The organism is Bacillus sp. FSL W8-0629 (genome assembly GCF_038593225.1).
GTDB classification, from domain to species: domain Bacteria; phylum Bacillota; class Bacilli; order Bacillales; family Bacillaceae; genus Bacillus; species Bacillus altitudinis.
Genome location: NZ_CP151975.1, coordinates 92,997 through 105,763 on the forward strand (window position 1 = coordinate 92,997; position 12,767 = coordinate 105,763).

At 49.8% G+C, this 12,767-nt stretch carries 2 protein-coding genes, 9 tRNA genes and 6 rRNA genes; all 17 read left to right on the top strand.

Annotated features, from left to right (window positions below):
• Positions 1 to 122: 122 nt before the first annotated feature.
• The 17 genes from NSQ17_RS00495 to NSQ17_RS00575 all read left to right on the top strand — a co-directional run bounded on the left by NSQ17_RS00495 (position 123) and on the right by NSQ17_RS00575 (position 12,763).
• Positions 123 to 1,671: ribosomal RNA gene (locus tag NSQ17_RS00495) — 16S ribosomal RNA — on the top strand.
• Between the two features lie 182 nt (positions 1,672 to 1,853).
• Positions 1,854 to 4,784, top strand: a 23S ribosomal RNA gene (locus NSQ17_RS00500).
• A gap of 61 nt (positions 4,785 to 4,845) precedes the next feature.
• A 5S ribosomal RNA gene (rrf, locus tag NSQ17_RS00505) occupies positions 4,846 to 4,961 on the top strand.
• A 782-nt stretch (positions 4,962 to 5,743) separates the two neighbouring features.
• A tRNA-Val gene (locus NSQ17_RS00510) sits at positions 5,744 to 5,819 on the top strand.
• 33 nt (positions 5,820 to 5,852) lie between these two features.
• Positions 5,853 to 5,928 (top strand) — tRNA-Thr (locus tag NSQ17_RS00515).
• 37 nt (positions 5,929 to 5,965) lie between these two features.
• Positions 5,966 to 6,041: transfer RNA gene (locus NSQ17_RS00520), tRNA-Lys, on the top strand.
• Between the two features lie 7 nt (positions 6,042 to 6,048).
• Positions 6,049 to 6,131, top strand: a tRNA-Leu gene (locus NSQ17_RS00525).
• A gap of 30 nt (positions 6,132 to 6,161) precedes the next feature.
• Positions 6,162 to 6,233: transfer RNA gene (locus NSQ17_RS00530), tRNA-Gly, on the top strand.
• A gap of 12 nt (positions 6,234 to 6,245) precedes the next feature.
• Positions 6,246 to 6,331: transfer RNA gene (locus NSQ17_RS00535), tRNA-Leu, on the top strand.
• 11 nt (positions 6,332 to 6,342) lie between these two features.
• A tRNA-Arg gene (locus NSQ17_RS00540) sits at positions 6,343 to 6,419 on the top strand.
• 7 nt (positions 6,420 to 6,426) lie between these two features.
• Positions 6,427 to 6,503, top strand: a tRNA-Pro gene (locus NSQ17_RS00545).
• Positions 6,504 to 6,511: 8 nt separating this feature from the next.
• Positions 6,512 to 6,587 (top strand) — tRNA-Ala (locus tag NSQ17_RS00550).
• Positions 6,588 to 6,711: 124 nt separating this feature from the next.
• Positions 6,712 to 8,260, top strand: a 16S ribosomal RNA gene (locus NSQ17_RS00555).
• 181 nt (positions 8,261 to 8,441) lie between these two features.
• Positions 8,442 to 11,372, top strand: a 23S ribosomal RNA gene (locus NSQ17_RS00560).
• Positions 11,373 to 11,433: 61 nt separating this feature from the next.
• Positions 11,434 to 11,549: ribosomal RNA gene (gene rrf / locus NSQ17_RS00565) — 5S ribosomal RNA — on the top strand.
• Together the 16S, 23S and 5S rRNA genes with 9 tRNA genes alongside form the textbook arrangement of a ribosomal RNA operon.
• Positions 11,550 to 11,726: 177 nt before the next feature.
• Positions 11,727 to 12,191 carry a CtsR family transcriptional regulator gene (locus NSQ17_RS00570; protein ID WP_003217184.1) on the top strand — a complete coding sequence of 155 codons (465 nt, stop codon included), beginning with the start codon at positions 11,727 to 11,729 and terminating at the stop codon, positions 12,189 to 12,191.
• A gap of 14 nt (positions 12,192 to 12,205) precedes the next feature.
• Positions 12,206 to 12,763, top strand: coding sequence for a UvrB/UvrC motif-containing protein (locus NSQ17_RS00575; protein WP_007496258.1), 558 nt, complete (start codon positions 12,206 to 12,208; stop codon positions 12,761 to 12,763).
• The last annotated feature ends 4 nt before the right edge of the window (positions 12,764 to 12,767 follow it).

Genomic DNA, 12,767 nt, shown 5'->3' on the forward strand with positions numbered 1-12,767 from the left:
TGATCTTTGAAAACTAAACAAGACAAAACGTACCTGTTAATTCGAGTTTTTATAAAAAAATCCTATGATACATCATAGGTAGTCAGTCAAACTGGCGAAAAGCAAAACTTCGGTTTTGTACTTTTTCGGAGAGTTTGATCCTGGCTCAGGACGAACGCTGGCGGCGTGCCTAATACATGCAAGTCGAGCGGACAGAAGGGAGCTTGCTCCCGGATGTTAGCGGCGGACGGGTGAGTAACACGTGGGTAACCTGCCTGTAAGACTGGGATAACTCCGGGAAACCGGAGCTAATACCGGATAGTTCCTTGAACCGCATGGTTCAAGGATGAAAGACGGTTTCGGCTGTCACTTACAGATGGACCCGCGGCGCATTAGCTAGTTGGTGAGGTAACGGCTCACCAAGGCGACGATGCGTAGCCGACCTGAGAGGGTGATCGGCCACACTGGGACTGAGACACGGCCCAGACTCCTACGGGAGGCAGCAGTAGGGAATCTTCCGCAATGGACGAAAGTCTGACGGAGCAACGCCGCGTGAGTGATGAAGGTTTTCGGATCGTAAAGCTCTGTTGTTAGGGAAGAACAAGTGCAAGAGTAACTGCTTGCACCTTGACGGTACCTAACCAGAAAGCCACGGCTAACTACGTGCCAGCAGCCGCGGTAATACGTAGGTGGCAAGCGTTGTCCGGAATTATTGGGCGTAAAGGGCTCGCAGGCGGTTTCTTAAGTCTGATGTGAAAGCCCCCGGCTCAACCGGGGAGGGTCATTGGAAACTGGGAAACTTGAGTGCAGAAGAGGAGAGTGGAATTCCACGTGTAGCGGTGAAATGCGTAGAGATGTGGAGGAACACCAGTGGCGAAGGCGACTCTCTGGTCTGTAACTGACGCTGAGGAGCGAAAGCGTGGGGAGCGAACAGGATTAGATACCCTGGTAGTCCACGCCGTAAACGATGAGTGCTAAGTGTTAGGGGGTTTCCGCCCCTTAGTGCTGCAGCTAACGCATTAAGCACTCCGCCTGGGGAGTACGGTCGCAAGACTGAAACTCAAAGGAATTGACGGGGGCCCGCACAAGCGGTGGAGCATGTGGTTTAATTCGAAGCAACGCGAAGAACCTTACCAGGTCTTGACATCCTCTGACAACCCTAGAGATAGGGCTTTCCCTTCGGGGACAGAGTGACAGGTGGTGCATGGTTGTCGTCAGCTCGTGTCGTGAGATGTTGGGTTAAGTCCCGCAACGAGCGCAACCCTTGATCTTAGTTGCCAGCATTCAGTTGGGCACTCTAAGGTGACTGCCGGTGACAAACCGGAGGAAGGTGGGGATGACGTCAAATCATCATGCCCCTTATGACCTGGGCTACACACGTGCTACAATGGACAGAACAAAGGGCTGCGAGACCGCAAGGTTTAGCCAATCCCACAAATCTGTTCTCAGTTCGGATCGCAGTCTGCAACTCGACTGCGTGAAGCTGGAATCGCTAGTAATCGCGGATCAGCATGCCGCGGTGAATACGTTCCCGGGCCTTGTACACACCGCCCGTCACACCACGAGAGTTTGCAACACCCGAAGTCGGTGAGGTAACCTTTATGGAGCCAGCCGCCGAAGGTGGGGCAGATGATTGGGGTGAAGTCGTAACAAGGTAGCCGTATCGGAAGGTGCGGCTGGATCACCTCCTTTCTAAGGATATATGGAGCAGTGTGCGTTTTCGTCTTGTTTAGTTTTGAAGGATCATTCCTTCAAAACATGTCTCTAGCGAGACAGGATTGTTCTTTGAAAACTAGATAACAATAAGTAATACATTCACATTGAATGCAATGCAAAGTTCATCACACATAGTGATTCTTTCTAAAGTAAGAAATGGTTAAGTTAGAAAGGGCGCACGGTGGATGCCTTGGCACTAGGAGCCGATGAAGGACGGGACGAACACCGATATGCTTCGGGGAGCTGTAAGCAAGCTTTGATCCGGAGATTTCCGAATGGGGAAACCCACTGCTCGTAATGGAGTAGTATCCATACTTGAATACATAGAGTATGAGAAGGCATACCCGGGGAACTGAAACATCTAAGTACCCGGAGGAAGAGAAAGCAAATGCGATTCCCTGAGTAGCGGCGAGCGAAACGGGAACAGCCCAAACCAAGAGGCTTGCCTCTTGGGGTTGTAGGACACTCTATACGGAGTTACAAAGGAACGATATAAGCGAAGAGGTCTGGAAAGGCCCGCCAAAGAAGGTAACAGCCCTGTAACTGAAATGTTGTTCTCTCCAGAGTGGATCCTGAGTACGGCGGAACACGTGAAATTCCGTCGGAATCCGGGAGGACCATCTCCCAAGGCTAAATACTCCCTAGTGACCGATAGTGAACCAGTACCGTGAGGGAAAGGTGAAAAGCACCCCGGAAGGGGAGTGAAATAGATCCTGAAACCGTGTGCCTACAAGTAGTCAGAGCCCGTTAACGGGTGATGGCGTGCCTTTTGTAGAATGAACCGGCGAGTTACGATCCCGTGCAAGGTTAAGCAGAAGATGCGGAGCCGCAGCGAAAGCGAGTCTGAATAGGGCGCATGAGTACGTGGTCGTAGACCCGAAACCAGGTGATCTACCCATGTCCAGGGTGAAGTTCAGGTAACACTGAATGGAGGCCCGAACCCACGCACGTTGAAAAGTGCGGGGATGAGGTGTGGGTAGGGGTGAAATGCCAATCGAACCTGGAGATAGCTGGTTCTCTCCGAAATAGCTTTAGGGCTAGCCTCAAGGTAAGAGTCTCGGAGGTAGAGCACTGATTGGACTAGGGGCCCCTACCGGGTTACCGAATTCAGTCAAACTCCGAATGCCGATGACTTATCCTTGGGAGTCAGACTGCGAGTGATAAGATCCGTAGTCGAAAGGGAAACAGCCCAGACCGCCAGCTAAGGTCCCAAAGTATACGTTAAGTGGAAAAGGATGTGGAGTTGCTTAGACAACCAGGATGTTGGCTTAGAAGCAGCCACCATTTAAAGAGTGCGTAATAGCTCACTGGTCGAGTGACTCTGCGCCGAAAATGTACCGGGGCTAAACGTATCACCGAAGCTGCGGACTGTTCTTACGAACAGTGGTAGGAGAGCGTTCTAAGTGCAGTGAAGTCAGACCGGAAGGACTGGTGGAGCGCTTAGAAGTGAGAATGCCGGTATGAGTAGCGAAAGACGGGTGAGAATCCCGTCCACCGAATGCCTAAGGTTTCCTGAGGAAGGCTCGTCCGCTCAGGGTTAGTCGGGACCTAAGCCGAGGCCGAAAGGCGTAGGCGATGGACAACAGGTTGATATTCCTGTACCACCTCCTCACCATTTGAGCAATGGGGGGACGCAGGAGGATAGGGTAAGCGCGGTATTGGATATCCGCGTCCAAGCAGTTAGGCTGGGAAATAGGCAAATCCGTTTCCCGTGAAGGCTGAGCTGTGATGGCGAGCGAAATTTAGTAGCGAAGTTCCTGATTCCACACTGCCAAGAAAAGCCTCTAGCGAGGTGAGAGGTGCCCGTACCGCAAACCGACACAGGTAGGCGAGGAGAGAATCCTAAGGTGATCGAGAGAACTCTCGTTAAGGAACTCGGCAAAATGACCCCGTAACTTCGGGAGAAGGGGTGCTTCTTAGGGTGTTAAAGCCCCGAGAAGCCGCAGTGAATAGGCCCAGGCGACTGTTTAGCAAAAACACAGGTCTCTGCGAAGCCGTAAGGCGAAGTATAGGGGCTGACGCCTGCCCGGTGCTGGAAGGTTAAGAGGAGCGCTTAGCGTAAGCGAAGGTGCGAATTGAAGCCCCAGTAAACGGCGGCCGTAACTATAACGGTCCTAAGGTAGCGAAATTCCTTGTCGGGTAAGTTCCGACCCGCACGAAAGGCGCAACGATCTGGGCACTGTCTCAACGAGAGACTCGGTGAAATTATAGTACCTGTGAAGATGCAGGTTACCCGCGACAGGACGGAAAGACCCCGTGGAGCTTTACTGCAGCCTGATATTGAATGTTGGTACAGCTTGTACAGGATAGGTAGGAGCCTTGGAAACCGGAGCGCTAGCTTCGGTGGAGGCATCGGTGGGATACTACCCTGGCTGTATTGACCTTCTAACCCGCTGCCCTTATCGGGCAGGGAGACAGTGTCAGGTGGGCAGTTTGACTGGGGCGGTCGCCTCCTAAAATGTAACGGAGGCGCCCAAAGGTTCCCTCAGAATGGTTGGAAATCATTCGCAGAGTGTAAAGGCACAAGGGAGCTTGACTGCGAGACCTACAAGTCGAGCAGGGACGAAAGTCGGGCTTAGTGATCCGGTGGTTCCGCATGGAAGGGCCATCGCTCAACGGATAAAAGCTACCCCGGGGATAACAGGCTTATCTCCCCCAAGAGTCCACATCGACGGGGAGGTTTGGCACCTCGATGTCGGCTCATCGCATCCTGGGGCTGTAGTCGGTCCCAAGGGTTGGGCTGTTCGCCCATTAAAGCGGTACGCGAGCTGGGTTCAGAACGTCGTGAGACAGTTCGGTCCCTATCCGTCGCGGGCGCAGGAAATTTGAGAGGAGCTGTCCTTAGTACGAGAGGACCGGGATGGACGCACCGCTGGTGTACCAGTTGTTCTGCCAAGGGCATCGCTGGGTAGCTATGTGCGGACGGGATAAGTGCTGAAAGCATCTAAGCATGAAGCCCCCCTCAAGATGAGATTTCCCATTCCGCAAGGAAGTAAGATCCCTGAAAGATGATCAGGTTGATAGGTCTGAGGTGGAAGCGTGGTGACACGTGGAGCTGACAGATACTAATAGATCGAGGACTTAACCTATATTCTAATGTGAAAAATGAACATTGTTATCTAGTTTTGAGAGAACATTCTCTCCATCAGGTTTGGTGGCGATAGCGAAGAGGTCACACCCGTTCCCATACCGAACACGGAAGTTAAGCTCTTCAGCGCCGATGGTAGTTGGGGGTTTCCCCCTGTGAGAGTAGGACGCCGCCAAGCTTTTCAAAGGATCAGTTCCAATCGGAACTGGTCTTTTTTGTGTTTTAATAAATGATATATCTATTTATATTAAAAATAGTGGTCTTTCACTACATTCTCAATAACTCATTCATTTCATCCCCTTCACTGGAATTCTAGACATTCTATAAAATTCTTATCATCCAATCTCGTCGCTCGCTCATCTTGCTAAGAGTCAACATCGAAAGAGTAAACATGTCTAAAAAGGATCTTCTCCTCTGGCAACCATATGTAGCGAACTGCGCTTGCTGCTAGATCATTGAAACCTACATAAGAGAGCAAAGGGCATCTTGGTTTGCTAATGAGAGAGGGGAGGAAGATTTGAGTTAAGCACCACAATGTTTGATGAGGCAAGGGAACACTGAGACGAATTTTTGGAAAATGACCAGGATCAATTTAATATAAAGCAAATATACAAAATGGTTTCTCGGAAAAATAAAATAATAAAAAAATTCGTTTCTATATGCACGTTATCTGAGGATTTAAGGAATAAAACAAACATTTTTCAGCTTTAAAAGAGCTGTTTTTACATTGAAAAAGCGCTATTAATGCCCTTTTTAACAAAAAACATAAAAAAAATGAAAAAAAGACTTTTAAAATGAAGAGACAAGTGGTAAACTTCTTTAGGTGCCTTAACGAAAAGATGTGAAAAAATAGCTTTAAAATAAATTCAAAAATTATTTTAAAAAAGTCTTTACAAACAATATCTTATCGTTATATAATACTATTTGTCAGATCGAGAGACATTCGAAACGACATAATATGGAGGATTAGCTCAGCTGGGAGAGCATCTGCCTTACAAGCAGAGGGTCGGCGGTTCGAGCCCGTCATCCTCCACCATATTTATTCTTACATAATGTTAGGATAGATAAAGCCGGTGTAGCTCAACTGGTAGAGCAACTGACTTGTAATCAGTAGGTTGGGGGTTCAAGTCCTCTTGCCGGCACCACTTTCATATGGTAAGATAGACAAGTCGCTTTAAAAGCGAGCCATTAGCTCAGTTGGTAGAGCATCTGACTTTTAATCAGAGGGTCGAAGGTTCGAGTCCTTCATGGCTCACCATTTTCATGCGGGTGTGGCGGAATTGGCAGACGCGCTAGACTTAGGATCTAGTGTCTTTATGACGTGGGGGTTCAAGTCCCTTCACCCGCATTGCCAAACAACATAAAGAAATCCTGTAATGCGGAAGTAGTTCAGTGGTAGAACACCACCTTGCCAAGGTGGGGGTCGCGGGTTCGAATCCCGTCTTCCGCTTATACCATCCACGCCGGGGTGGTGGAATTGGCAGACACACAGGACTTAAAATCCTGCGGTAGGTGACTACCGTGCCGGTTCAAGTCCGGCCCTCGGCATTATAAAATAAGCGCCCGTAGCTCAATTGGATAGAGCGTTTGACTACGGATCAAAAGGTTAGGGGTTCGACTCCTCTCGGGCGCGCCATTAAGATCGGGAAGTAGCTCAGCTTGGTAGAGCACTTGGTTTGGGACCAAGGGGTCGCAGGTTCGAATCCTGTCTTCCCGACCATCTTTTATGGGGCCTTAGCTCAGCTGGGAGAGCGCCTGCCTTGCACGCAGGAGGTCAGCGGTTCGATCCCGCTAGGCTCCACCAATATGATCTTTGAAAACTAAACAAGACAAAACGTACCTGTTAATTCGAGTTTTTATAAAAAATCCTATGATACATCATAGGTAGTCAGTCAAACTGGCGAAAAGCAAAACTTCGGTTTTGTACTTTTTCGGAGAGTTTGATCCTGGCTCAGGACGAACGCTGGCGGCGTGCCTAATACATGCAAGTCGAGCGGACAGAAGGGAGCTTGCTCCCGGATGTTAGCGGCGGACGGGTGAGTAACACGTGGGTAACCTGCCTGTAAGACTGGGATAACTCCGGGAAACCGGAGCTAATACCGGATAGTTCCTTGAACCGCATGGTTCAAGGATGAAAGACGGTTTCGGCTGTCACTTACAGATGGACCCGCGGCGCATTAGCTAGTTGGTGAGGTAACGGCTCACCAAGGCGACGATGCGTAGCCGACCTGAGAGGGTGATCGGCCACACTGGGACTGAGACACGGCCCAGACTCCTACGGGAGGCAGCAGTAGGGAATCTTCCGCAATGGACGAAAGTCTGACGGAGCAACGCCGCGTGAGTGATGAAGGTTTTCGGATCGTAAAGCTCTGTTGTTAGGGAAGAACAAGTGCAAGAGTAACTGCTTGCACCTTGACGGTACCTAACCAGAAAGCCACGGCTAACTACGTGCCAGCAGCCGCGGTAATACGTAGGTGGCAAGCGTTGTCCGGAATTATTGGGCGTAAAGGGCTCGCAGGCGGTTTCTTAAGTCTGATGTGAAAGCCCCCGGCTCAACCGGGGAGGGTCATTGGAAACTGGGAAACTTGAGTGCAGAAGAGGAGAGTGGAATTCCACGTGTAGCGGTGAAATGCGTAGAGATGTGGAGGAACACCAGTGGCGAAGGCGACTCTCTGGTCTGTAACTGACGCTGAGGAGCGAAAGCGTGGGGAGCGAACAGGATTAGATACCCTGGTAGTCCACGCCGTAAACGATGAGTGCTAAGTGTTAGGGGGTTTCCGCCCCTTAGTGCTGCAGCTAACGCATTAAGCACTCCGCCTGGGGAGTACGGTCGCAAGACTGAAACTCAAAGGAATTGACGGGGGCCCGCACAAGCGGTGGAGCATGTGGTTTAATTCGAAGCAACGCGAAGAACCTTACCAGGTCTTGACATCCTCTGACAACCCTAGAGATAGGGCTTTCCCTTCGGGGACAGAGTGACAGGTGGTGCATGGTTGTCGTCAGCTCGTGTCGTGAGATGTTGGGTTAAGTCCCGCAACGAGCGCAACCCTTGATCTTAGTTGCCAGCATTCAGTTGGGCACTCTAAGGTGACTGCCGGTGACAAACCGGAGGAAGGTGGGGATGACGTCAAATCATCATGCCCCTTATGACCTGGGCTACACACGTGCTACAATGGACAGAACAAAGGGCTGCGAGACCGCAAGGTTTAGCCAATCCCACAAATCTGTTCTCAGTTCGGATCGCAGTCTGCAACTCGACTGCGTGAAGCTGGAATCGCTAGTAATCGCGGATCAGCATGCCGCGGTGAATACGTTCCCGGGCCTTGTACACACCGCCCGTCACACCACGAGAGTTTGCAACACCCGAAGTCGGTGAGGTAACCTTTATGGAGCCAGCCGCCGAAGGTGGGGCAGATGATTGGGGTGAAGTCGTAACAAGGTAGCCGTATCGGAAGGTGCGGCTGGATCACCTCCTTTCTAAGGATATATGGAGCAGTGTGCGTTTTCGTCTTGTTTAGTTTTGAAGGATCATTCCTTCAAACATGTCTCTAGCGAGACAGGATTGTTCTTTGAAAACTAGATAACAATAAGTAATACATTCACATTGAATGCAATGCAAAGTTCATCACACATAGTGATTCTTTCTAAAGTAAGAAATGGTTAAGTTAGAAAGGGCGCACGGTGGATGCCTTGGCACTAGGAGCCGATGAAGGACGGGACGAACACCGATATGCTTCGGGGAGCTGTAAGCAAGCTTTGATCCGGAGATTTCCGAATGGGGAAACCCACTGCTCGTAATGGAGTAGTATCCATACTTGAATACATAGAGTATGAGAAGGCATACCCGGGGAACTGAAACATCTAAGTACCCGGAGGAAGAGAAAGCAAATGCGATTCCCTGAGTAGCGGCGAGCGAAACGGGAACAGCCCAAACCAAGAGGCTTGCCTCTTGGGGTTGTAGGACACTCTATACGGAGTTACAAAGGAACGATATAAGCGAAGAGGTCTGGAAAGGCCCGCCAAAGAAGGTAACAGCCCTGTAACTGAAATGTTGTTCTCTCCAGAGTGGATCCTGAGTACGGCGGAACACGTGAAATTCCGTCGGAATCCGGGAGGACCATCTCCCAAGGCTAAATACTCCCTAGTGACCGATAGTGAACCAGTACCGTGAGGGAAAGGTGAAAAGCACCCCGGAAGGGGAGTGAAATAGATCCTGAAACCGTGTGCCTACAAGTAGTCAGAGCCCGTTAACGGGTGATGGCGTGCCTTTTGTAGAATGAACCGGCGAGTTACGATCCCGTGCAAGGTTAAGCAGAAGATGCGGAGCCGCAGCGAAAGCGAGTCTGAATAGGGCGCATGAGTACGTGGTCGTAGACCCGAAACCAGGTGATCTACCCATGTCCAGGGTGAAGTTCAGGTAACACTGAATGGAGGCCCGAACCCACGCACGTTGAAAAGTGCGGGGATGAGGTGTGGGTAGGGGTGAAATGCCAATCGAACCTGGAGATAGCTGGTTCTCTCCGAAATAGCTTTAGGGCTAGCCTCAAGGTAAGAGTCTCGGAGGTAGAGCACTGATTGGACTAGGGGCCCCTACCGGGTTACCGAATTCAGTCAAACTCCGAATGCCGATGACTTATCCTTGGGAGTCAGACTGCGAGTGATAAGATCCGTAGTCGAAAGGGAAACAGCCCAGACCGCCAGCTAAGGTCCCAAAGTATACGTTAAGTGGAAAAGGATGTGGAGTTGCTTAGACAACCAGGATGTTGGCTTAGAAGCAGCCACCATTTAAAGAGTGCGTAATAGCTCACTGGTCGAGTGACTCTGCGCCGAAAATGTACCGGGGCTAAACGTATCACCGAAGCTGCGGACTGTTCTTACGAACAGTGGTAGGAGAGCGTTCTAAGTGCAGTGAAGTCAGACCGGAAGGACTGGTGGAGCGCTTAGAAGTGAGAATGCCGGTATGAGTAGCGAAAGACGGGTGAGAATCCCGTCCACCGAATGCCTAAGGTTTCCTGAGGAAGGCTCGTCCGCTCAGGGTTAGTCGGGACCTAAGCCGAGGCCGAAAGGCGTAGGCGATGGACAACAGGTTGATATTCCTGTACCACCTCCTCACCATTTGAGCAATGGGGGGACGCAGGAGGATAGGGTAAGCGCGGTATTGGATATCCGCGTCCAAGCAGTTAGGCTGGGAAATAGGCAAATCCGTTTCCCGTGAAGGCTGAGCTGTGATGGCGAGCGAAATTTAGTAGCGAAGTTCCTGATTCCACACTGCCAAGAAAAGCCTCTAGCGAGGTGAGAGGTGCCCGTACCGCAAACCGACACAGGTAGGCGAGGAGAGAATCCTAAGGTGATCGAGAGAACTCTCGTTAAGGAACTCGGCAAAATGACCCCGTAACTTCGGGAGAAGGGGTGCTTCTTAGGGTGTTAAAGCCCCGAGAAGCCGCAGTGAATAGGCCCAGGCGACTGTTTAGCAAAAACACAGGTCTCTGCGAAGCCGTAAGGCGAAGTATAGGGGCTGACGCCTGCCCGGTGCTGGAAGGTTAAGAGGAGCGCTTAGCGTAAGCGAAGGTGCGAATTGAAGCCCCAGTAAACGGCGGCCGTAACTATAACGGTCCTAAGGTAGCGAAATTCCTTGTCGGGTAAGTTCCGACCCGCACGAAAGGCGCAACGATCTGGGCACTGTCTCAACGAGAGACTCGGTGAAATTATAGTACCTGTGAAGATGCAGGTTACCCGCGACAGGACGGAAAGACCCCGTGGAGCTTTACTGCAGCCTGATATTGAATGTTGGTACAGCTTGTACAGGATAGGTAGGAGCCTTGGAAACCGGAGCGCTAGCTTCGGTGGAGGCATCGGTGGGATACTACCCTGGCTGTATTGACCTTCTAACCCGCTGCCCTTATCGGGCAGGGAGACAGTGTCAGGTGGGCAGTTTGACTGGGGCGGTCGCCTCCTAAAATGTAACGGAGGCGCCCAAAGGTTCCCTCAGAATGGTTGGAAATCATTCGCAGAGTGTAAAGGCACAAGGGAGCTTGACTGCGAGACCTACAAGTCGAGCAGGGACGAAAGTCGGGCTTAGTGATCCGGTGGTTCCGCATGGAAGGGCCATCGCTCAACGGATAAAAGCTACCCCGGGGATAACAGGCTTATCTCCCCCAAGAGTCCACATCGACGGGGAGGTTTGGCACCTCGATGTCGGCTCATCGCATCCTGGGGCTGTAGTCGGTCCCAAGGGTTGGGCTGTTCGCCCATTAAAGCGGTACGCGAGCTGGGTTCAGAACGTCGTGAGACAGTTCGGTCCCTATCCGTCGCGGGCGCAGGAAATTTGAGAGGAGCTGTCCTTAGTACGAGAGGACCGGGATGGACGCACCGCTGGTGTACCAGTTGTTCTGCCAAGGGCATCGCTGGGTAGCTATGTGCGGACGGGATAAGTGCTGAAAGCATCTAAGCATGAAGCCCCCCTCAAGATGAGATTTCCCATTCCGCAAGGAAGTAAGATCCCTGAAAGATGATCAGGTTGATAGGTCTGAGGTGGAAGCGTGGTGACACGTGGAGCTGACAGATACTAATAGATCGAGGACTTAACCTATATTCTAATGTGAAAAATGAACATTGTTATCTAGTTTTGAGAGAACATTCTCTCCATCAGGTTTGGTGGCGATAGCGAAGAGGTCACACCCGTTCCCATACCGAACACGGAAGTTAAGCTCTTCAGCGCCGATGGTAGTTGGGGGTTTCCCCCTGTGAGAGTAGGACGCCGCCAAGCTTTTCAAAGGATCAGTTCCAATCGGAACTGGTCTTTTTTGTGTTTTTGGGACGTTTGGCACCAGATAAATGTGGAAATAATATTGTTAGTTGAGCGATTATCTTGAAAAATCGATCGAAAAAATTTATAGTAAGATTAAAGTCAAATATAGTCAAAGTCAATGGAGGAGGAGGCGGAGTGGCACAAAATATTTCTGATATCATCGAGCAGTATTTGAAGGAAGTCTTGGATCAGAATGGTCGAGAAATATTAGAAATTAAACGCAATGAAATTGCAGATAAGTTTCAATGCGTACCTTCACAAATTAACTATGTTATCAATACACGCTTTACGAGCGAAAGAGGTTATATCGTCGAAAGTAAGCGTGGCGGCGGTGGCTATATCCGAATCATTAAAGTCAAAATGAATGATGAAGTCGATTTATTGAACAACATTATTTCCCAAATATATCATCGTTTATCACAGGCTGCATCTGATCATATCATTATGCGTCTTGTTGAGAACAACATTTTATCCGAAAGAGAAGCAAAGATGATGATTAGTGTCATGGACCGTTCTGTTTTACACATTGATTTACCTGAACGAGATGAACTGCGGGCTCGGATGATGAAAGCGATGTTGAATGCTTTGAAATTAAAGTAAAGCGGGTGAAAAGATTGATTTGTCAAGAATGCAATGAGAGACCAGCCACTTTTCACTTTACGAAAGTAATAAATGGAGAAAAACAAGAAATGCACATATGTGAACAATGTGCAAAAGAAAACAGTGATTCATATGCTATGAGTGGAAACCAAGGTTTCTCGATTCACAACTTATTATCAGGCTTATTGAATATTGATCCTAGCTTTACCACAAGTGCGAATAAAGGATCATCTATTTTTCAAGAGGCAAGAGAAGTGGATCAATGTCCTAAGTGTGGCTTAACTTTTCAGCAATTCAGGAAAACAGGCCGTTTTGGCTGTGCAGAATGTTATCGAACCTTTGATCAGTATTTAAATCCTGTTTTAAGGAAAGTCCATAGTGGAAATACAGTCCATAATGGAAAAGTCCCTAAACGGATTGCCGGCAGTCTGCATGTTCGCCGGAAACTTGAGTTAATGCAGCAAGAACTGAAGCAGCTGATTGAACAGGAAGAGTTTGAAAAAGCAGCGGAAGTTCGAGATCAAATTCGTGCATTAGAGCATGAGCAATCTCAGCAGAGGGAGGGAGATTAACGAC